The 20,669-nt window shown below is 70.1% G+C and carries 22 protein-coding genes; 14 read left to right on the forward strand and 8 right to left on the reverse strand.

The window, feature by feature from the left end:
• Positions 1-60 precede the first annotated feature (60 nt).
• From AC3FMM_RS09340 to AC3FMM_RS09405, 14 genes are all read left to right on the forward strand, one after another.
• The gene (locus AC3FMM_RS09340) at positions 61-2,946 is read left to right on the forward strand and encodes an AMP-binding protein (RefSeq protein ID WP_488686488.1); all 2,886 of its coding nucleotides are present in this window, start codon (positions 61-63) and stop codon (positions 2,944-2,946) included.
• A 75-nt stretch (positions 2,947-3,021) separates the two neighbouring features.
• Positions 3,022-4,038: a TerC family protein gene (locus AC3FMM_RS09345; RefSeq protein ID WP_116313952.1), complete on the forward strand. Its 1,017-nt coding sequence runs from the start codon at positions 3,022-3,024 to the stop codon at positions 4,036-4,038.
• 10 nt (positions 4,039-4,048) lie between these two features.
• On the forward strand, positions 4,049-4,474 hold the full coding sequence (locus AC3FMM_RS09350; RefSeq protein ID WP_116313951.1) for a universal stress protein: 426 nt from the start codon (positions 4,049-4,051) through the stop codon (positions 4,472-4,474).
• 273 nt (positions 4,475-4,747) lie between these two features.
• The gene (locus AC3FMM_RS09355; RefSeq protein WP_115713968.1) at positions 4,748-6,445 is read left to right on the forward strand and encodes a nitrite reductase; all 1,698 of its coding nucleotides are present in this window, start codon (positions 4,748-4,750) and stop codon (positions 6,443-6,445) included.
• 74 nt (positions 6,446-6,519) lie between these two features.
• On the forward strand, positions 6,520-6,843 hold the full coding sequence (locus AC3FMM_RS09360) for a c-type cytochrome (protein ID WP_172581856.1): 324 nt from the start codon (positions 6,520-6,522) through the stop codon (positions 6,841-6,843).
• Positions 6,825-7,199 carry a c-type cytochrome gene (locus tag AC3FMM_RS09365; RefSeq protein ID WP_116313950.1) on the forward strand — a complete coding sequence of 125 codons (375 nt, stop codon included), beginning with the start codon at positions 6,825-6,827 and terminating at the stop codon, positions 7,197-7,199. The genes AC3FMM_RS09360 and AC3FMM_RS09365 overlap by 19 nt, the downstream gene beginning before the upstream one ends.
• On the forward strand, positions 7,199-8,374 hold the full coding sequence (locus tag AC3FMM_RS09370; RefSeq protein ID WP_116313949.1) for a cytochrome D1 domain-containing protein: 1,176 nt from the start codon (positions 7,199-7,201) through the stop codon (positions 8,372-8,374). Before AC3FMM_RS09365 ends, AC3FMM_RS09370 begins: the two co-directional genes overlap by 1 nt.
• Positions 8,375-8,382: 8 nt before the next feature.
• Complete coding sequence (gene ahbB, locus AC3FMM_RS09375; RefSeq protein WP_115713971.1) at positions 8,383-9,369, forward strand: siroheme decarboxylase subunit beta; 987 nt, start codon at positions 8,383-8,385, stop codon at positions 9,367-9,369.
• Positions 9,370-9,371: 2 nt separating this feature from the next.
• Complete coding sequence (locus AC3FMM_RS09380) at positions 9,372-9,854, forward strand: Lrp/AsnC family transcriptional regulator (RefSeq protein ID WP_115713972.1); 483 nt, start codon at positions 9,372-9,374, stop codon at positions 9,852-9,854.
• The gene (ahbB, locus tag AC3FMM_RS09385; RefSeq protein ID WP_439897365.1) at positions 9,851-10,369 is read left to right on the forward strand and encodes a siroheme decarboxylase subunit beta; all 519 of its coding nucleotides are present in this window, start codon (positions 9,851-9,853) and stop codon (positions 10,367-10,369) included. The genes AC3FMM_RS09380 and ahbB (AC3FMM_RS09385) overlap by 4 nt, the downstream gene beginning before the upstream one ends.
• Positions 10,369-11,532, forward strand: a complete 1,164-nt coding sequence (nirJ, locus tag AC3FMM_RS09390) for a heme d1 biosynthesis radical SAM protein NirJ (protein WP_488686489.1) — start codon at positions 10,369-10,371, stop codon at positions 11,530-11,532. The genes ahbB (AC3FMM_RS09385) and nirJ overlap by 1 nt, the downstream gene beginning before the upstream one ends.
• A gap of 44 nt (positions 11,533-11,576) precedes the next feature.
• On the forward strand, positions 11,577-13,028 hold the full coding sequence (locus AC3FMM_RS09395; RefSeq protein ID WP_488686490.1) for a cytochrome D1 domain-containing protein: 1,452 nt from the start codon (positions 11,577-11,579) through the stop codon (positions 13,026-13,028).
• A gap of 33 nt (positions 13,029-13,061) precedes the next feature.
• Positions 13,062-13,841: a uroporphyrinogen-III C-methyltransferase gene (gene cobA / locus AC3FMM_RS09400; RefSeq protein ID WP_488686491.1), complete on the forward strand. Its 780-nt coding sequence runs from the start codon at positions 13,062-13,064 to the stop codon at positions 13,839-13,841.
• A gap of 85 nt (positions 13,842-13,926) precedes the next feature.
• Positions 13,927-14,700, forward strand: a complete 774-nt coding sequence (locus AC3FMM_RS09405) for an AraC family transcriptional regulator (protein ID WP_488686492.1) — start codon at positions 13,927-13,929, stop codon at positions 14,698-14,700.
• A 29-nt stretch (positions 14,701-14,729) separates the two neighbouring features.
• Here AC3FMM_RS09405 and AC3FMM_RS09410 read toward each other — a convergent pair whose 3' ends face one another.
• The 8 genes from AC3FMM_RS09410 to AC3FMM_RS09445 all read right to left on the reverse strand — a co-directional run bounded on the left by AC3FMM_RS09410 (position 14,730) and on the right by AC3FMM_RS09445 (position 20,664).
• Positions 14,730-15,197, reverse strand: a complete 468-nt coding sequence (locus AC3FMM_RS09410) for a RidA family protein (RefSeq protein ID WP_116313944.1) — start codon at positions 15,195-15,197, stop codon at positions 14,730-14,732.
• On the reverse strand, positions 15,194-16,099 hold the full coding sequence (locus AC3FMM_RS09415; protein WP_488686493.1) for a PhzF family phenazine biosynthesis protein: 906 nt from the start codon (positions 16,097-16,099) through the stop codon (positions 15,194-15,196). The genes AC3FMM_RS09410 and AC3FMM_RS09415 overlap by 4 nt, the downstream gene beginning before the upstream one ends.
• Entirely contained in the window at positions 16,092-17,078 is a 987-nt protein-coding gene (locus AC3FMM_RS09420) for a Bug family tripartite tricarboxylate transporter substrate binding protein (RefSeq protein WP_488686494.1), read from the reverse strand. The genes AC3FMM_RS09415 and AC3FMM_RS09420 overlap by 8 nt, the downstream gene beginning before the upstream one ends.
• 177 nt (positions 17,079-17,255) lie before the next feature.
• Entirely contained in the window at positions 17,256-18,020 is a 765-nt protein-coding gene (locus AC3FMM_RS09425; RefSeq protein ID WP_326346396.1) for a DUF4410 domain-containing protein, read from the reverse strand.
• Positions 18,021-18,088: 68 nt separating this feature from the next.
• Entirely contained in the window at positions 18,089-18,229 is a 141-nt protein-coding gene (locus AC3FMM_RS09430) for a hypothetical protein (protein ID WP_172581857.1), read from the reverse strand.
• 31 nt (positions 18,230-18,260) lie between these two features.
• A complete protein-coding gene (locus AC3FMM_RS09435; RefSeq protein WP_488686495.1) occupies positions 18,261-19,592 on the reverse strand; it encodes an ATP-binding protein in 1,332 nt (443 codons plus the stop codon).
• A 14-nt stretch (positions 19,593-19,606) separates the two neighbouring features.
• Positions 19,607-20,320: a response regulator gene (locus AC3FMM_RS09440; protein ID WP_115713981.1), complete on the reverse strand. Its 714-nt coding sequence runs from the start codon at positions 20,318-20,320 to the stop codon at positions 19,607-19,609.
• A 44-nt stretch (positions 20,321-20,364) separates the two neighbouring features.
• On the reverse strand, positions 20,365-20,664 hold the full coding sequence (locus AC3FMM_RS09445; protein WP_116313941.1) for an EF-hand domain-containing protein: 300 nt from the start codon (positions 20,662-20,664) through the stop codon (positions 20,365-20,367).
• Positions 20,665-20,669 lie beyond the last annotated feature (5 nt).

The raw sequence follows: 20,669 nt of genomic DNA on the forward strand, positions 1-20,669 counted from the left end.
GCTGCCGGCTGCCCGTCCGCGGCGGCGGTTGCCGATTTGCCGGGCGCAGGCACCAAGCGAATGAACGAGGACTCACCCCCGCGGCAGAACTATGAGGATGCCTTGCTCGGCATCGTGGGGGAGATGTCTACCGCTATGCGGCCGCAAACCGAAGCCGGTGCAGCCGCCGCCCCCTCGATGGACAGCGCGCTCGAAGCCGAGCTGGGCTTCGACAGCCTGACGCGCGCCGAACTGCTGACCCGCATCGAGCAGCGCTTCGGCGTCAGCCTGCCGGAACAGGTACTCGCCCAGGCCGACACGCCGCGCGCTTTGCTGCGCGCCGTGCTCGCCGCCAGGGATCTGCCCCCGGGTGCTGAAGATGCGCCCGCACGACTCGCCAGCCCGGCACCGGCAGAGGCCGCGGCGCAGGCGCCGGAAGGCGCCGCGACCATGACTGACGTGCTGCGCTGGCACCTGCACCGCCACCCTGACCGTACCCACATCATCCTGCTCGGCGGCGAAGGCGCGGATACGCCGATCACCTTTGCGCAACTGCACCGCCGCGCCTGCAACGTCGCAGCCGGCCTGGCCGCACGCGGCGTGCGCGCCGGTACGACCGTGGCGCTGATGCTGCCAACCAGCGCGGAGTACTTCTACTGTTTCACCGGCATCCTGATGGCGGGCGGGATCCCCGTGCCGCTCTACCCGCCGGCGCGGCTGGCGCAGATCGGTGACCACTTGCAGCGCCACGCCGGCATCCTGGCCAACGCGCAGGCGCCGATCCTGATCACGGTGGCCGAGGCGCGGCCGCTTGCCACCCTGCTCAAGGCCAGCACCGGCACGCTGCAAAGCGTGCTGACGCCGCAAGAAGCGGAGGACACCGGTGCGACGCCGGTCGATGCGATGCTGCGCGCGCACGACATCGCGCTGCTGCAATACACCTCCGGCAGCACCGGCTCGCCCAAGGGCGTGGTATTGACGCATGCCAACCTGCTGGCCAACCTGCGCGCGATGGGCATGGCGCTGTCGGTCGACTCGCGCGACGTCTTTGTCAGCTGGCTGCCGCTGTATCACGACATGGGCCTGATCGGCGCCTGGATGGGCAGCTTGTACTTCGCCTTCCCGCTGGTGGTGATGTCGCCGCTCACGTTCCTGGCGCGTCCCGAGCGCTGGCTTTGGGCGATCCACAAGTACCGGGGCACGCTGTCGGGCGGGCCCAATTTCGCCTATGAGCTGTGCCTGCACAGGCTGGCCCAGGCGGCGCTTGCGGGGCTGGATTTGTCGAGCTGGCGTTTCGCCTTCAACGGCGCCGAGCCGGTCAGCCTGCAGACCATGCGCCAATTCATGGCGCGCTTCGCCCGCCATGGACTGCGCGCGCAGGCGGCAGCGCCGGTCTACGGGCTGGCGGAAGCATCGGTGGGCCTGACCTTTCCGCCGCCGGGTCGCGAGCTGGCTGCCGACCTCATCGACCGCGCCGCATTCGTACACACTTCGCGGGCCATTCCCGCCGCGGCGGACGGATCTGGCGTGGCAGGTGAGCGGGACGCCATGGAGATTCCTTCGTGCGGCCGGCCGCTGCCAGGCCACGAAATCCGCATCGTCGACGCCAGCGGCTGCGAACTGCCCGAGCGGCGGGAGGGCCTGCTGCAGTTCCGCGGGCCTTCGGCCACCAGCGGCTATTTCCGCAACGCGGCACAGACGCGCCAGCTCTTCGAGCATAGTTGGCTCAATACCGGCGACTACGCCTATATCGCCGACGGCGAGCTCTTCATCACCGGACGCGCCAAGGAAACCATCGTTCGCGGCGGCCGCAATCTCTATCCCTACGAGGTGGAGCAGGCCATCGGCGCCATTCCCGGCATCCGCAAGGGCTGCGTCGCGGTGTTCGGCAGCCCCGATCCGGACAGCGGCACCGAGCACATCGTGGTGATGGCGGAAACCGCGGCAACGGACGAAGCGGCGCGCCGGGCGCTGCAACGGCAGGCGCTGAAGACCGCGCTCGATGTGCTTGGCATGCCGCCGGACCATGTCGTGCTGGTGCCGCCGCACACCATCCTGAAGACGTCGAGCGGCAAGATCCGCCGCGCCGCTTGCCGCGAGCGATTCGAGCATGGCGGCGCCGGCCTGGGCGACGCCGCGCCATGGCTGCAGATCGCGCGCTTCGGCTGGCAGGCGCTGCTGCCGCAGCTGCGCCGTAGCCGGCATGCCACCGCCGGGCTGTCCTATTCGCTGTATGCGTGGCTTCTGTTCGCCGCAATGGCGCCGGTGACGTGCCTGGCATCGGTGGCGATGCACCGGCCTGCCATGGGCTGGACGCTCAGCCACCACACCGCCCGGCTGCTGCTGCGGCTGGCGGGGGTGCCATGGTTCGTGCAGGGGCTGGAGCAACTGCCGCGCAATCGCGCCTGCGTGCTGGTATCGAACCATGCCAGCTACCTGGACGGCATGGTGCTGATCGCCGCACTGCCCATGCCGGTGTGCGTGGTGGCCAAGCGCGAGCTGCAAGGACAGCGCATCCCGGGGGCCTACCTGTCCAGCATCGGGGCCGACTTCATCGACCGCTTCGACAACGTGCGCGAATCCGAGGCCATCGAGCGACTGGTCACAACCGTGCGCGCCGGGCGCTCTGCCCTGCTGTTCCCGGAAGGCACCTTCGGCCGCGAGCCGGGGCTGCAACGTTTCCGCTCGGGCGCCTTCGTCGCCGCCGCCCGCGCCGGCGCCCCGGTAGTTCCCATTGCGCTGCGGGGCACCCGCTCGGTGTTGCGCGACGGCCAGTGGCTGCCGCGCCGGGGCCCGATCGGCGTCGTCATCGGCCGGCCTCTGCCGCCCGACGGGCAGGACTGGCCGGCGGCAATGCGGCTGCGCAACGCCGCCCGCGCCGAGATCCTGCACTACTGCGGCGAACCCGATGCCCTGCGTATCAAGGCGCAGCCTGCGCGGCCCCACCTCGCGCGGCAACTGCCATGATCGCTGCTGGCCGGACCGGGCGCGAGCCGCCGGCCGTCACACCTGCCGTCTCACCGGCCGTCTCACCATAAGGCAATGGACACCTTTGCCACCGCCCCGATGTGGGCCGGATTCTTTGTCCTGGTGCTGGGCACACTGTTCGTGGACATCTTTGTCCTCGGCGGCCGGCATGCACACCGCGTCTCCTCGCGCGAGGCGCTGGGATGGACCCTGACCTGGATGACCCTGGCCGCGCTGTTCGGCATCGCGCTCTGGTGGGTGGTGGCCGAGGAGGCCGGCCACGACGCCGCCTATGGCAAGGTGCTGGAGTTCTACACCGGCTACCTGATCGAGCTGTCGCTGTCGGTCGACAACATGTTCGTGTTTGCGATGATCTTCAGCTATTTCGCCGTGCCACCGGAACTGCAGCGCCGGGTGTTGCTGCTCGGCGTGCTCGGCGCGATCCTGATGCGCGCCGCGATGATCCTGGTGGGGGTGTGGCTGATCAGCCAGTTCGCCTGGGTCCTCTACGTGTTCGGCGTGTTCCTCGTCATCACCGGCATCAAGATGCTGTTCATGTCCAGGCGTGCGCCGAACCTCTCGCGCAATCCCATCGTGCGCTTCCTGTGCGCGCATATGCGGATCACCCCGGAGTATCAGGGCGAACGCTTCTTCGTGCGCATCGACGGCCTGCGTTATGCCACCCCGATGTTCGTGGTGGTGCTGATGGTCGAGGCCACCGACCTGGTGTTCGCGGTCGACAGCATCCCCGCGATCTTCGCCGTGACCACCGATCCCTTCATCGTCTTCACTTCGAACATCTTCGCGATCATGGGACTGCGCGCGCTGTACTTCCTGCTCGCCAACCTGGCGGCGCATTTCCATTACCTGAAGTACGGCCTCGCCATCGTGCTCGCCTTCATCGGCGCCAAGATGCTGGTCGAGCCGTGGTTCCACGTACCGGTGCACTGGTCCCTGGGCGCGGTCGCGATGACGCTGTTCGTTTCCGTCCTGCTCAGCCAGGCCAGGACCAGGCGAGCCGCCGCGGCGCGCGATCAGCCGGGCCGCAGCGGCACACCGCGCGAACGCGAGACCGGTAACCGGCGCACATGAGGAGCAAGCCATGAACAAGATCCTGCTGGCGACCGACGGGTCGTCCTATAGCGACGCGGCTGCGCGCTACCTGGCGCAAAGCCCGTTGCTGACCCGCGACTTCGTCGTGCACGTGGTGCATTGCGAGCCGGATGTGCCCGGCGACATCAAGTCGTTCATCGACCGCGGCACGCTCGACGACTGGCATCGCGAACAGAACGAGAAGGCGATGGGCTCGGTGGCGAGCATCCTCGGCGATGCCGGGATTCCGTTCGAGCGCCATGGCTTCACAGGCTTCGCGCCGGCCCGCATCGTCGAGTACGCGAGCCAGATCGGCGCCGGCCTGATCGTGATGGGCTCGCACGGCCGCGACGGCTTCCTGGATGCCATCGTCGGGTCGGTGGCCAGGCGGGTCCTCGCCCATGCGCACTGTCCCGTGCTGCTGATCAAGGATTAGCAGCGCGTCGCTCCCACTACGCAGGGGCCCTTGCCTTCAGGGCGGCGCGCGATCCCGCGAGATGGCGCCGCCCCGGGAACACGCGCGCCTGCCGCACACGCAACCCCGTCTTCTCGACAGGCAAAGAACCGCTGCATGACATCCTGCCCGGTTTGATGCCAGTCAATCCCCTTCTCGCAGTGTGTCCGCATCATCTCTGCAAGCGCCTGGTGCCAGTTCGCGCCCCACAGCACCGCGACAACAGCTTTCCACAACCCGCTGAAACACGGCACCATGAAAGCAAGAAAATGGCTTTACCCCGCATGCGCGGCACTGCCGCTCTCGCTCTGGCTGGGTCTTCCCCAGGCAGCCACCAACACCGCCAGGGCAGCAACGAAGCCTGAGGCAAAGGCCGAACAGAAGGCTGTACAGAAGGCGGCAATCCCCACGCTCACCGCGGCTGAATTCGACCACGCACGGCAGATCTACTTCGAACGCTGCGCCGGCTGCCACGGCGTGCTGCGCAAGGGCGCCACCGGCAAGGCGCTGACGCCGGACATCACCCGCGCGCGCGGCACCGAGTACCTGAAGACCTTCATCAAGTACGGCAGCCCCGCCGGCATGCCCAACTGGGGCACCTCGGGCGACCTCACCGACAAGGAAGTCGACCTGATGGCGCGCTACATCCAGCTCGACCCGCCGACGCCGCCCGAGTTCTCGCTCGCCGATATCGAGAAAAGCCGCAAGGACATCGTACCGGTGGCCAAGCGCCCGACGCAGAAGATGAACCAGTACAACCTGGACAACCTGTTCTCGGTCACGCTGCGCGACGCCGGCGAAGTCGCGCTGATCGACGGCGACAGCAAGCAGATCATCAATATCGTCAAGACCGGCTATGCGGTGCATATCTCGCGCATGTCGGCGTCGGGACGCTACCTCTACGTGATCGGCCGCGACGCGCGGCTGGACCTGATCGACCTGTGGCTGCCCAAGCCCGATATCGTCGCCGAAGTGAAGATCGGCATGGAGGCGCGCTCGGTCGAGACCTCCAAGTACAAGGGCTACGAGGACAAGTACGCCGTGGCCGGGTCCTACTGGCCGCCGCAGTACGTGATCATGGAGGGCGACACGCTCAAGCCGCTCAAGGTAGTGTCCACGCGCGGCATGACCGTCGACAACGAATACCACCCCGAGCCGCGCGTGGCGTCGATCGTGGCCAGCCATTTCCATCCGGAGTTCGTGATCAACGCCAAGGAGACCGGCAAGATCCTGATGGTCAACTACTCGGACCTGGCCAACCTGAAGACCACCACCATCGACTCGGCCAAGTTCCTGCATGACGGCGGCTTCGACTCGACCGGACGCTACTTCCTGGTCGCCGCCAACGCCTCCGACAAGATCGCCGTGGTCGATACCAAGGAAGACAAGCTGGCGGCGCTGGTCAACGTCGGCAAGACCCCGCACCCTGGCCGCGGCGCCAATTTCACGCATCCGCAGTTCGGCCCGGTCTGGGCCACCAGCCACCTCGGCGACGAGACCATCAGCCTGATCGGCACCGACCCCGCCGGCCATCCGGCGCAGGCGTGGAAGGTGGTGCAGACGGTCAAGGGCCAGGGCGGCGGCTCGCTCTTCATCAAGACCCATCCCAAGTCGTCCAACCTGTGGGTCGATACGCCGCTGAACCCGGATGCCAAGCTCAACCAGTCGGTCGCCGTGTTCGACACGCGCAATCTCGACGCCGGCTTCAAGGTGCTTCCCATCGCCGAGTGGGCCGACCTGAAGGGCAGCGGCGCCAGGCGCGTGGTGCAGGCCGAATACAACAAGGCCGGCGACGAGGTCTGGTTCTCGGTGTGGGGCACCAAGGACGGTGAGTCGGCGCTGGTGGTGGTCGACGACAAGACCCGCACGCTCAAGACCGTGATCAAGGACAAGCGACTGATCACGCCGACCGGCAAGTTCAACGCCTACAACACGCAGCACGACGTCTACTGAGCCGGCACCCTCGCTGCGCCCCGGCGCGGCGAGGGTTGCCAGTCCTCCGCGTGACTTCCATGGAGCAATGCATCATGCGAACAACATCCGCGCTACCTGCGCTGCTGGCATCGTTCGGCTGCGCGCTGGCATTCGGCACAGCCATGCCGGCCCACGCCAGCCAGGCCCTGGCATCGAGCAAGGCCTGCCTGGCGTGCCATGCCATCGACAAGAAGATGGTCGGCCCCGCCTTCCAGGACATCAAGGGCAAGTACACCGGCAGGAAGGACGCGCAGGCGCAGATGGTCCAGTCCATCCTGAAAGGCAGCAGCGGCCGCTGGGGCCCGGTGCCGATGCCGGCCAACGCCGTCAGCGCGGCCGACGCCAACACGCTGGCGAAATGGATCCTTTCCCTCTGAACCGCATGGCGTGGCGCCGCGCCGCGGCCGCGGCGCTGGTCGTCACAGGCTGCGCCGGCGCACTCGCCGCGGCGGACCCGCCCGCCCCGGCGCGGCAGGCGCAACTGGCGCACTGGCTGCGCGATGACTGCGGCGCCTGCCACGGCATGACCCTGCGCGGCGGGCTGGGTCCGCCGCTGACGCCCGCCAGCCTTGCAGGCAAGCCGCCTGACGGCCTCGTTGCCACGGTGCTGTACGGCCGGCCCGGCACGGCGATGCCGCCCTGGTTACCTTTCATGACGCAGGATGAAGCCCGATGGCTGATCGATCGACTGCAGGCCGGCCAGCCGCCGGCCGTCACGCCGCAAGACAACTGATGCGCGGGCTGGCCGCGGCGGCATGCGCTGCGCTCGTCGCCCTGCTCGCTGCCGGTTGCGCCGGCACCGTGCGCGGCACCGGCGACCTGGGCGTGGTGGTGGAGCGCGCGGCGGGCCGGCTGCAGATCGTCGAGACCACCGGCATGACGCGCCTCGCCACGGTCGAAGGGCTGGGCGACCTGTCCCATGCCAGCGTGGTGTTCTCGCGCGATGCGCGCTACGCCTATGTGTTCGGCCGCGACGGCGGGCTGACGCGTGTGGACCTGCTTGGCGCGCGCATCACCCACCGCGTGCTGCAGGCCGGCAACAGCATCGGCGGCGCGATCTCGCAGGACGGCCGCGTGGTCGCCGCGCAAAACTATGCGCCGGGCGGCATCCGGCTGTTCGACGCGCAGACGCTGGCGCCGCTGGCAGAGCTGCCGGCGATCGGCAGCGACGGGCGCCGCGCCAAGGTGGTCGGGCTGGCCGACCTGCCCGGCCGCCGCTTCGCCGCGAGCCTGTTCGAATCCGGCGAAATCTGGATCATCGACGCCAGCGATCCGCGCCGGCCGCAGGTAACGCGTCTGCCCGCGGGGCGCGAGCCTTACGACGGGCTGGTCACGCCGGACGGCCGCTGGTACCTGGCCGGCCTGTTCGGCGACGACGGCCTGGCGCTGGTCGACCTGTGGCAGGCGCCGCCGCAGGCGCGCCGCATCCTGTCCGGCTATGGCCGGGGCAATGCGCCGCTGCCGGTCTACAAGATGCCGCACCTGCGCGGCTGGGCCATGGCGCAGGGCATGGCGTGGCTGCCGGCGGTCGGGCGCCATGAAGTGCTGGTGGCCGATCCCGCCAACGGCTGGCGCGAGGCGGCGCGCGTGGCGCTGGCGGGCCAGCCGGTGTTCGCCATGGCGCGGCCCGACGGGCGCCAGGTCTGGGTCAATTTCGCCTTCCCGCACAACGACACCGTGCAGGTGATCGACGCCGCCACGCGCCAGGTGCTGCGCACGCTGCGCCCCTGCCGCGGCGTGCTGCACATGGAATTCACGCCCAAGGGCGAGGCGCTGTGGCTGTCCTGCCGCGACGACAACCGCGTCGAGGTCTACGACACCGCCACCCTGGAACGCCTGGCGACGCTGCCGGCCGACAATCCCAGCGGCATCTTCTTCACCGCGCGCGCCCAGCGCTTTGGCATGTAGGGCCCGCCATGTTCAACGAGCAAACCCTCTATGACCAGCTGCAGCGCGGCTTCCCGCTGCAGCCGCGCCCCTACCAGGCGCTGGCGGCGAAAGCGGGGCTGTGCGAGCACGCACTGCTGAGCTTGCTGGCGCGCGATCTCGGCAGCGGGCGCATCAGCCGCGTCGGCGCGGTGTTCGCGCCGAACGTGATCGGCGTCAGCACGCTGGGCGCCTTGTCGGTGCCGCCGGCGCAGCTGGACCGCGTGGCGGCGCGCGTCAGCGCCTGCGCGGCGGTCAGCCACAACTACGCGCGCAGCGGCCATCGGTACAACCTGTGGTTTGTCGCGGGCGCGCGCGAGCGCGGCATGCTCGATGCCACGCTGGCGTCGATCGGCAACCTCACCGGCCTGCCGCCGCTGGACCTGCCGATGGCGCGCGAGTACCACATCGACCTGGGTTTTCCGCTGGCACGCCAGCACGGCGCCCGCCCGCGCCGGTCCGCGCTGGCGGTGCCCGCAGCCGCGGTGGCGCTGGACGACGATGACTGGCGCCTGGTCGCCGCGCTGGAAGCGGGCCTGCCGCTGACACCGCGCCCCTTTAATGCGCTGGCCAGGCAGGCGCGCCTGGCCGTGCCGCAGGTGCTCGAGCGGCTGGCGCAATGGTCGGCGCAAGGCGTGATCCGGCGCCTGGGGGTGGTGCTGCGCCACGGGCGCTTTGGCTACCGCCACAACGCCATGTGCGTGTGGGACGTGCCCGACGGCCGCGTCGACGCCGTCGGCATGCGGCTGGCGCGGCAGCCGCGCGTGACCCTGTGCTACCGCCGCGCGCGGCGGCTGCCGGACTGGCCCTACAACCTGTTTGCCATGATCCACGCCCGCAGCGCGCCGGACCTGCAGACCGCGCTGGCCCAGGTCCGGGCCGCCGCCGGCCTGGAGCAGGTGCCCGGCACGGTCCTGGTCGGCACGCATTGCTACAAGCAGCGCGGCACGCGCTACGCCACGCAGGAGGCGGCGTGAGCATGCCAGCCGATGCCTCTGCTGCGTTGCTTCCCGACACCATCGACGCCACCGACCGCCGCATCATCAACGCGCTGCAGCGGGGCCTGCCGCTGGTGCCGCGACCCTATGCCGAAGCCGCCGCCTCGCTTGGCATCGCGGAGGATGAACTGCTGGCGCGGCTGCGCCGGCTGCTCGACCACGGCGTGCTGACGCGCTTCGGCCCGCTCTACCAGATCGAGCGCGCGGGCGGCCGCTTCGTGCTGTGCGCCTGCCACGCGCCGGAACAGCGGCTCGACGCGGTGGCCGCCGCGATCAATGCGTTCCCCGAGGTCGCGCACCACTACCAGCGCACCCACCACCTGAACCTGTGGTTCGTGCTGGCGGTCGCGCGGGCCGACGACGTGGCCCCGGCGCTCGCGCGCATCGCCGCCGCGGCGGGCGTCGAGATCCTGCCGTTTCCCAAGGAGCGCGAGTTTTTCGTCAACCTCTACCTTGCCGCATGATGTCCGCCGACGCCTACGATGCCATCGACCTTGCCCTGATCCGCGCCACCCAGGCCGGCCTGCCGCTGGAGCCGGCGCCGTTCGCAGCGGTCGCCGCCATGCTGGGCCTCGAAGAAGCCGAAGTCATCGCCCGGCTGGCGGCGATGCAGACGCGCGGCATGCTGCGCCGCATCGGCGCGGTGCCCAACCACTACCGGCTGGGCTGGCGCGCCAATGGCATGACGGTGTGGGACGTGGACGATGCCCGCGCGCATGCGCTCGGCGAACGCGTGGGCGCGCTGCCCTTCGTCAGCCACTGCTACCTGCGCCCGCGCCGCCTGCCGCACTGGCCCTACAACCTGTTCGCGATGGTCCACGCGCACACGCGCGCCGACGCGGCGCCACTGATCGACCGCATCGCGGCACTGCTGCGCGACGCCTGCCGCGCGCATGACGTGCTGTGGTCCACCCGCATCCTGAAGAAAACCGGCCTGCGCCTGCCGCCGGCCGGCGCTGCCCCACAGGAGCTACGCTGATGTTCCGCCTGTCCCGTTTCATGGAAGCCCTGCGCGATGCCGGGCCGGTCCCGCCTGCCCGCAAGGCCGCCGGGCCGGTGGTGATCTGGAACCTGATCCGCCGCTGCAACCTCAACTGCCGGCATTGCTATGCCACCTCGGCCGATACCGACTTCAAGGGCGAGCTGGGTACCGCCGAGGCGCTGCGCGTGCTGCAGCAATTGCACGACGCACGCGTGCCCGCACTGATCCTGTCCGGCGGCGAGCCGCTGCTGCGGCCGGACCTGTATGACATCGCCGCGCATGCGCGCGCGCTCGGCTTCCACCTGTCGCTGTCGTCCAACGGCACGCTGCTCGATGCCGGCCACGCCGCGCGGCTGGCTGCGGCGGGGTTCGACTATGTCGGCGTCAGCCTGGACGGCCTGCCCGCCACGCACGACCGCTTCCGCCGCTGCGACGGCGGCTTCGCGCAGGCGCTGGCGGGCCTGCGCGTGGCGCGCGCCGCCGGCCTGCGCGTGGGCGTGCGCATGACGCTGACCGAAGCCAACGCCGCGCAGCTGCCCGACATGGTCGCACTGGCCGAACGCGAAGGCATCGACAAGTTTTACCTTTCTCACTTCAACTATGCGGGCCGCGCGCGCAGCCATCGCGCCGAGGACGCGCGGCATGCGCGCACGCGCGCCGCGCTGGACTGGCTGTTCGACCATGTCTGGCAGCGCACGCGCACGGGCCATGCCGGCGACTTCGTGACCGGCAACAACGACGCCGACGGGGTCTACCTGCTGCACTGGATCGCGCAGCGCTACCCGCACCGCGTCGCCGACATGCGCCAGCGGCTGCAACAGTGGGGTGGCAATGCGACCGGCGTGGGTGTCGCCAATATCGACAACCTCGGCAACGTGCATCCCGACACGATGTGGTGGCACGTCACGCTGGGCAACGTGCGCGAACGGCCTTTTGGCGAGATCTGGGCAAGCCGCGCCGATCCGCTGATGGCGGGACTGGCCAGCCGGCCGCGTCCGCTGCAGGGACGCTGCGCGGACTGCTCGCACCGTGCCATCTGCAACGGCAATACGCGCGTGCGCGCGCTCGCGCTGACCGGCAACGCGTGGGCGGAAGATCCGGGCTGTTACCTCAGCGACACGGAAATCGCCACCTTGCCCCACGCGGAGGTGACGGCATGACACGCATTGCCCGATGGATACTGTCCGTGGCGCTGGCTTGCGGGATGCAATCCGCATTTGCGCTCGACCCCGCCGCGCTCTATGGCCAGCACTGCGCCGCCTGCCACGGCGCGGACCGCCTCGGCGGCATGGGCCCCGCGCTGCTGCCGGAAAGCCTGGAGCGGCTGCGCGCCAGCGAACTCGACGCCGTGCTGCGCGACGGCCGCACCGCGACGCAGATGCCGGCCTTCGGCGCCACGCTGGCTGCTTCGGAACTGCAGGCGCTGGCGCGCTGGCTGCGCACGGCGCCCGCTGCCGCGCCGCAATGGAGCGCCGACGCGATCCGCGCCAGCCACGCGGTCATGCATGCACCCGGCACCCTGCCGGCGCGTCCCGTGTACAGCGCCGATCCGCAGAACCTGTTCGTGGTGGTCGAGGCAGGCAGCCATCACATGACCGTGCTCGACGGCGACCGGCTGGCACCGATCCATCGCTTTGCCACGCGCTTCGCCTTGCACGGCGGCCCGAAGTTCAGCCGCGATGGCCGCTATGTCTACATGGCAAGCCGCGACGGCTGGGTCAGCAAGTACGACCTGTGGAACCTGGCCTATGTCGCCGAGATCCGCGTCGGCATCAATACGCGCAACGTTGCCGTCAGCGACGACGGGCGCTGGGTGCTGGCCGGCAATACGCTGCCGCGCACGCTGGTGCTGCTGCGCGCCGACGACCTGTCGCTGGCGCGGGTAATCGACGTCAAGGGCCGCGGTGGCGACGCCTCGCGGGTATCTGCGGTCTACGACGCGGCGCCGCGCCACAGCTTTATCGCGGCGCTGAAGGACATCGCCGAGGTCTGGGAAATCCCGTATGCCGACGCCGCCGGCAAGCCACTGGCGTCGCTGGCGCCGCGTGCGATCGTGCTGGACGATGTGCTCGACGACTTCTTCTTCGACCAGCCTTACCGCCACATCCTCGGCGCGTCGCGCAACGGCGGCGGCCAGGTGATCGACCTGGACCGGGGTCGCAAGGTGGCCTCGCTGGCGCTCGGCGGCATGCCTCACCTCGGCAGCGGCATTACGTGGGAACGGGGCGGCGATCAAGTGATGGCGTCGCCCGACCTCGGGCAGGGCCGCATCCCGGTGATCGACATGCAGGACTGGCACACTGTCGCCACCATTCCGACCCACGGCCCCGGCTTCTTCCTGCGCAGTCACGAGAACAGCCGCTACGCGTGGGCCGACGCCATGATGAGCCCGCGGCGCGACACGCTGCAGGTGATCGACAAGCAGACCCTGCAGGTCGCCGGCAGCGTCACGCCCAGCCCGGGCCGCACCGCCGCGCATGTGGAATTCACGCGCGACGGCCGCTACGCGCTGGTCAGCCTGATGGAGCGCGACGGCGCGATCGTGGTCTACGACGCCGCCACGCTGCAGGAAGTGAAGCGCATCCCGATGGACAAGCCCATCGGCAAGTACAACGTCTTCAACAAGACCACGCGTTCGGCCGGCACCAGTCATTGAGGCCATGCCGCCGCGCATGCAGGAGTCCCTCGCATGAACTTTCCCCTCAAGCCCGGCAAGGTCTGGCTGGTCGGCGCCGGCCCCGGCAGCCCGGACCTGGTCACGGTGCGCGCGGCCCGCGCGCTCGCCTGCGCCGACGTATGGCTGGTCGACGACCTGGTCTCGCCGGAGATGTCCTGCTATGCCCGGCCCGGCACGCATGTCGAGTGGGTCGGCAAGCGTGGCGGCCGCTGCTCCGTCACCCAGGCGCGCATCCAGCAGCTGACGTTGCAGCATGCGCTGGCCGGCCGCACCGTGGCGCGCGTCAAGGGCGGCGATCCGCTGCTGTTCGGCCGCGGCGGCGAAGAAGCCGCCTTCCTGCGCGCGCACGGCGTGCCGGTGGAAGTGGTCAACGGCATCAGCAGCGGCGTGGCGGCGGCGCAGGCGCTGGGCATCGCGCTGACCCACCGCGCCCACTGCCACGGCGTGACCTTCGTCACCGGGCACACCAGCGAACACGGCTCGCCGGACTGGGACGCGCTGGTGCGCGGCGGCACCACGCTGGTCATCTACATGGGCATGAGCCGGCTCGGGGCGATCCGCGACGGGCTGCTGGCGGCCGGCATGCGCGCCGACATGCCGGCCGCGGTGGTGATGCATGCGGGCGGCGCGGACGAGCGCTGCTGGGCCGGCACGGTCCAAACGCTGGCCGATGCATTGGCCGCCGGGATGGCCAGCCCGGCGGTGGTGCTGGTGGGCGGCGTGGTGGCAGAGGCGATGCCGCGTCAGATGGCTATCTCCTCGGCCTTGTCGGCCTCGTCCGCCGCGCCGTAGCTCTCGCTGGCGGGGACTTTCCCGTCCAGCCCCGGGATATGGCACTATCGTCGGCACGCGCCGACCAACACGCACGCGCCCCGAAGTGGCTACCCTGACACATCACTCCCCCAAGCTGCACCTGACCGCCGAGCGTGGCTTCGCCTTGCATGAAAGCCGCCACGCGGGATTCCGGCGCGAATGGCATACGCACGACTGCAGCATGTTGCTGTGGACCCGCGCCGGCCGGTTGCGCAGCGTGTGGGAAACCCAGCCCGACACGCTGCAGCCCGGCCCGGTCGCGGCCACGCTGGTCCGCGGCGGCGCGGTGCTGCTGCCGGCGTCGACGCGCCATTTCACCGCCGCGGAAGCCGGCCGCCAGCATCACGGCGAACTCTACCTGCCCCCTGACAGGCTGCGCGGCGCCGCCCCCTACGGCGCGCTGCGGCTCGACGGCGCTGCGCTGGCGATGCTCGAAGCGCTGCTGACGCCCGGGCTTGCGCCTGCCAGCGCGGACCTGCTGGTGCGCGCCATCGTCGGCCAGGTCATGGCCAGCCCGCCGCTGGCGCTGCCGCAGGAGCCGGCCTCGCTCGCGCTCAGGCTGGTGCGATGCTTCAGCGCGGCGCTGGAGCGCGACCAGGCGCTGCCGTCGATCGATGCCGCGGCCTGTACCCTTGGCGTCTCCGCGCGGCAGCTGCAGCGCGCCTGCCACCTCGAGTTTGGCGCCAGCCCGGTCGCGGTCCGCCGGCGCGTGCTCGCGGCACATGCGCGCAATCTGCTGGCCGCAGGATTGCCGCTGTCGCGCGTCAGCGAGCGCCTTGGCTTTGCCAGCAGCGGCCACCTGGCGCGCCTGCTGCGCGAGGTGCCGCCGGCGGACTGAGCACACTGGCCGGGGGCATTGCCTGCCATTCACGCCAGGCAGGCTTCCAGTTCGATCTCGATCCAGGCACGGTCGGGCAGGCTTGCCACCCCCACCGCGGTGCGGGCCGGCAGCGCCTGATCGGGGAAAGCCAGTGCCAGCAGCGCCGAGGCACTGTCCACCACCAGCGAATGCCGGGTGAAATCGCCATGCGCACGCACGAACCCGCGCAACCGCGTGACCTGCCGCACTGCCGCCAGCTGGCCACCGGCGGCTGCGCGCAGCGCGGCCAGCGCATTCAGCATCGCCACCTCGGCGGCAAGGCGAGCAGCCGGGATATCGGCGTCGGTGGTGCAGCACCCCGCCATCGCAATGCCGTCACGCCGCGGGGTCTGGCCGCTGATGCTGACGCGGCCGTCGCTCACGCAGGCGGGCGCGTAGCTGCCGCGCGGTACGGGCGCGTTCGGCAGCGCAAAGCCCGCGGCGGCGAGCCGGGCTTCCGGCGTCGTGGCGCTCATGGCTGGCTCCATTGGACCGCGCCGGTGAGCCAGCAGCCCTGCGCCGTGCCGTCGGCCGCGACGCGCGGTGCCACCAGGATTTCCGACGGGCGGCCCATGGTTTCGCCCTGCCATACCGCGAGCACCGGCGCGACACCGCGGGAATTGCCGGCAAGGTGTCCCCACAGCGCGGCGGCGGCAATTCCGGTGGCGGCGTCTTCCGGGTAGCCGGAAGCGCGCGGAAACTGCCGTGCATGCACCGCCCGCGTGGCCGGCGGCGGCGCCGGTTCTTCTGGTGCCGCATCCGCATACGGGTACAAGCCGGTGGACCCGATCGCATCGCACAACTCCGCCATCCGTGCGAAGTCCGGCCGCAGCGCGGACAGCGTGGCCACATCCGGCATCGCCACCAGCGTCTTGACGCGGCTGGTGCAGGCATTGGTCATGGCATGGCCGGCGCCATCGCCAGGCAGGCCCAGCACCGCGGCGACCGCCCTGCGCCGGGCCGCATCCAGCGTGCTTGCCTGCACCGGCGGCTGCGAAATCCACACCCGCTGCGCCGCGTCGTCCCAGCGCGCCGTCACGATGCCGCTCAGCGTCTCGACGCGCGCGGCCGGCGTGGTCCAGCGGCCCCATTGGCGCAGCGCCCACAACGCGCCCACCGTGGCATGGCCGCACATCTCCATCTCGTGCCGCGGCACGAAGAAGCGCAGGCGCAGGTTCGCGCCATCGGACGAAGGCGGCAGCACAAAGGCGGACTCATGGCCATGCCGCGCCGCGACCTGCTGCATGTCCGTCTCGGACATGCCTTGCGCATCGGCCACCAGCGGTACCGGGTTGCCGCCGCCGGGGCCCCGCACGAACACGTCGATCAGCGCCGCGCGGCCGCGCGCGGGCAGGGTCTGTAGCTGTGGCTTATTCAAGCGTCGCTCCCACGGACCGGGCAATTCCGCCCCAGTAAGACAAGTCGTGCTGCACGGCGGCGAGCATCTCTGCAGGCGTGCCCGGGCGCACCGTCACGCCCTTGTCGGCGAGTTCGCGGATGATGTCCTTGTCCGCCAGCACCTGGTTGAGCGCCTGGTTCATGCGCGCAACGATCGGCGCCGGCGTCCCGCGCGGAAACGCCAGTCCATACCAGAGCTGTTGCGCAAAGCCCGGCACGCCCTGGCTGGCGAAGCTCGGCACGTTGGGCAGCAGCGGTGTCGGCGCGGTCGTCGCGACGGCAACCAGCTTGCCGGCGCGGAGGTACGGCACGAGTCCCGCGGGGTTGTCGAACATCAGCTGTACCTGGCCACCGATGAGGTCGGTATAAGCGGGCGCCGCGCCGCGATACGGCACATGCGTCAGCGGCACCCTGGACAACGCCTGGAACTGCACACCGATCAGGTGCGATACCGTGCCCACTCCGACCGAGGCAAAGCTGTGCTGCGCAGGCTTGTCGTGGCGCAGCCGGTCGAGCAGCGTCTTCACGTCAGGTGCCTGCAGTGCGCGATTGACCGCGAGCACATAGGGCGAGGTGCCGATAAAGCCAGCGTAGGCAAAGTCGGCGACCGGCTTGTACGGCAACCTGGGATAGACGCTGGCGCTGACCGCATGCGTGCTGGTGGTCGCCACGCCCACCACGTAGCCGTCCGGCGCGGCACGCGCCACGAACGTAGCGCCGATGGTGCCGCCCGCGCCGCTGCGGTTGTCGATCACCACGGGCTGGCCGAGCGCCGCCTGCAGCCGGGGCTGGATGGTGCGGACCAGCAGGTCGGTGCCGCCGCCGGCCGGAAACGGTACCACCAGCGTGACCGGCTTGGCGGGCCAGTCCTGTGCGAAGGCAGCGCCGGCCGGGGCCAGACAAAGCACCCCGAGCAGGCAGGCGGATAGATTGGGAAGGAAAGGTGGCAGGGTTGCCATGGCGCGTTCTCCTGGACTCGAACGGCTTGAGTCTAGGGATGGCGCATCCAGCGGCCAAACCGGCAGCCGACGGGGCTTGATCCGAAATCGGACAACGGCAATCGCCGTTCCACCATGGCGCCGCGCCGGTGTTTGCTTCCCTCTCCCATTAGTGGAAAAGGGGAGCAAACCTGGGCTTTAGCGGGCCGCCGCGGCAGCCAGCCAGCCTTCTTCGGTGCTCGCGGCTGCGACCTGGCTGGCAATCGTGTGGCCCAGCCGGGTCGCATCGGCACAGACCGAGTCTTGCGTCATTTCCGTGGCGCCGTGCACGCCGGCGCCGGCGGCTGCCGCCATCGCCACATGCCCGGCTGCGGCACCGATGCCGGCGGTTTCCGCCACGCCCGGGACATGGCCAGAATCCGCGCTGGCTGCAAAGCTCTGCAGCGGGACCGGGGCGCCGTTGGCGGGCTTGTACGAGATGCGCACGTGGGCGCCGACTTCGCTCTTGCCCGCACCCAGGCCGATCAGCAGGCGGCGGCGGCCGCTGCCTTCATCGATCTTGCGGAAGTCGCCCTCGACCACCAGCGCGTTCGCACCCGCCGGCGCCGGCGCATCGGAACGCACCGCGTTCAGGCCCATGCCGCGCAGTTCGCGCACGATCTCGTTGGCGACCTGCTCGCGCGCTTCGGCGGCGGCCTGGCCTTGCGCGCTCGCCGGCGAACCGCCGGTGGCCATCCTCCTGACCTGCTGCGCCAGGCCGCCGTCAAGCTTCACCTGCCCGGCATCGGCATCGAACGCGTGGACGTAGATCACGTCGGCGTGCACGGCCTGCATCAGGCCCATCTGGTTGATGCCGGTGACACCGGCGTTGGCGCAGCCGGCGCCCAGCACGGTGGTGGCGGCGAGTGCAGCGATGGTCAGGCGCCTGGTTTGCCTGGCGATGGTCTGGAGAGCGTTGCGCATATCGGTTCCTTTGGGTTGGCGAGTGGTGCCGTCAGTGGTCTGTAAAAGCTGTCACCGACATCGTTGCATCAGCGGATCGCAAACCATCGGGCGCTTCTTGCCGCGCTGCCTGCTTCGGTGTTGCCGAGTGTGTTGCCGTTCGGCAGCGCGGTGACGGAAGTATGGGAAAAACCCACGCGCAGCGCCACGCGGGAATTATTTCGCGCCATGTCACGGCCCTGGGACACGAGGCGTGCGGCGCTACGCCACCGGGGCGTGCAGCGGCAGCGCCAGCACCGCTTCAAGCCCGCCGCCATCGCGCGGGCGGAACTGCAGCGAGCCGCCGTGCAGCCGCGCAATGCGTTCGACGATGGCCAGCCCGAGCCCCGTGCCGCCAGCATGGCCGCGCGCGTTGGCGCCACGGCTGAAGGGCGCCTTGAGCTGCTCCAGCTCATGCGCGGCGATGCCGGTGCCGCGATCGCCGACCGCCACGTAGGCACACGCCGCATCGCACCACGTGCGCACGCTGAAGCCCGACTTTCCATAGACGACAGCGTTCTGCATCAGGTTCATCAGCAACCGCATCAGGCTGACCGGGCGATAGGGAACCGGCGGCAGTTCCGCCAGCGACAACTCGAATTCATGGCCCAGGCCGGCGAAATCGGCGGCGAGCTGCGACACCAGCGCGTTGACGTCGCCGGGCTGCGGCTGCTCTTTCTCGCCGCTGCCGGCGTAGTCCATGAACTGCTGCAGGATGGTCTCGATGTGGTCCAGGTAGCCCTCGGCCGAGGCCACGAAGGCGTCGTCGGCGCCGCGCGGGATCGACATGGCCATCGCCAGGCGCAGCTTGGTCAGTGGCGTGCGGATGTCGTGCGAGACACCGGCCAGCATCAGCGCCCGGGTCTGCTCGGCCTGCTGCAAGGCTTGCGTCATCTGGTTGAAGGCACCGCTGACCTGGGCGATCTCGGTCGGGCCGTCGGTCGGCAGCGGCCGCGGTGTCGAGCCCGCGCAGATCTCCCCCGCGGCCCGCGCGAGGTCCTGCAGGGGGCGGTTCAGGTGGCGCTGGATCAGGTAGCCCGTCAACGCCGCCAGCAGCGCCAGCGCGGTCGACAGCGCCAGCGCCGTGGCGATGCCGCCGGCGCGCACGTCCTCGCTGATCGGCAGGCCGATCCAGCGCGGCTCGCCCCCCACATGCATGCGGATCCAGAGTTGCTCGGCCTCGCCGGCCTGCCATCGCACCGGCATGTCGGCGGGCAGGTGGCGCCGCAGCGCCTCCATGAAGACATCGCGTTGCCAGGTGCGCAGCAGGTGCCGCAGGTCGGTCGCGGGTTTCGCGGCGGCGTGCTCGGGCTCTTGCGCCTGCGCCCCCATGCGCGTTGCCGCAACGCCGCTGGGGTCAAGCGGCATTGCCGCCACCACGCGGTCGAGCGTGCGCACGTAGTCGGCAAAGACGATGGCGGCGCGCTCGATGCGCGGGCGCTGCACGTAATGCATCAGCACCGTCAGCGAACAGGCCTGGGTGATGGCCACCAACGCCACCAACAGCAGGATATTGCGCGCCAGCAGCGAGCGCGGCAGCAGGCGCCTGAGCATGGGCGACGACCGCGTCACGAATCCACGCCGGCGACCAGCATGTAGCCGACGCCCCACACGGTCTTGATAAAGCGCGGCTTGGACGGGTCGTCTTCGACGATCTGGCGCAGCCGCAGGATCTGCACGTCGATGCTGCGGTCGAGCGCGTCATGGTCGCGCCCGCGCGCCCGCGCCAGCAGGTTCTCGCGGCTGACCGCGCGGTTCGGCGACGAGCCCAGCGCGTGCAGCAGCAGCATTTGCGCCGAATGCACTTCGACCGGCTCGCCGCCGCGCAGCAGCGTCTGCTTGCCGACATCGAAGGTGAAATCGCCAAAGCGCAGCCGCTGCGTGGTCACGGTAGGGTCGCCGGCCGACATCTTCTGCCGGCGCAGCAGCGCGCGGATGCGCGCCACCAGCTCGTCCGGCACGAAGGGCTTGGCGAGGTAGTCGTCGGCACCCGTTTCCAGCCCCGCCACGCGGTCCATCGGGTCGCCCCTGGCCGTCAGCATCAGGATCGGCAGCGTATGGCCCTCCGCCCGCAGGCGCTTGCAGATGGTGAGGCCGTCCTCGGGCTCCATCATCAGGTCGAGCACCAGCAGGTCGTGCGGCTCGCGCTGCAGGTACTTGTCGAGCTGCTTGCCATCGGCCACCGCGCGCACGCGGAAGCCGTGCCCGGTCAGGAAGCGCTGCAGCATGTTGCGCAGCTCGGCTTCGTCGTCGAGCACGACAATCCTGTTCACCTGTTCCATCACGGGTCTCCCGGCGATGCCGGCGTGCAGTCCGAACTCCGGCTTCAGCGCGACATCATCATCTGCTGCATGAACGCCTCGATCTGCGGCAGCGTCACGTAGCCCAGCCGCTGCGTGTCGATCTGGTCGAAGTGGCTCGCGACCATCGGCATGCCGGCCTGCGCCTGCTCGCGGGTCAGCTTGCCATCCCGCGTGGTGTTCGCGCTGGCGAAACGCTTCTGCAGCTGCTGCAGCGCCCGCTCGGCCCGCGCTCCACCGGCACCCGCCGCCGGCATCTCGGCACTTTGTGCATGCGCGCCTGCAGAAACAATACACAACATAAGCACTGCAATCATCTTCTTCATGATGG

Source organism: Cupriavidus sp. 207A1, from assembly GCF_057798955.1.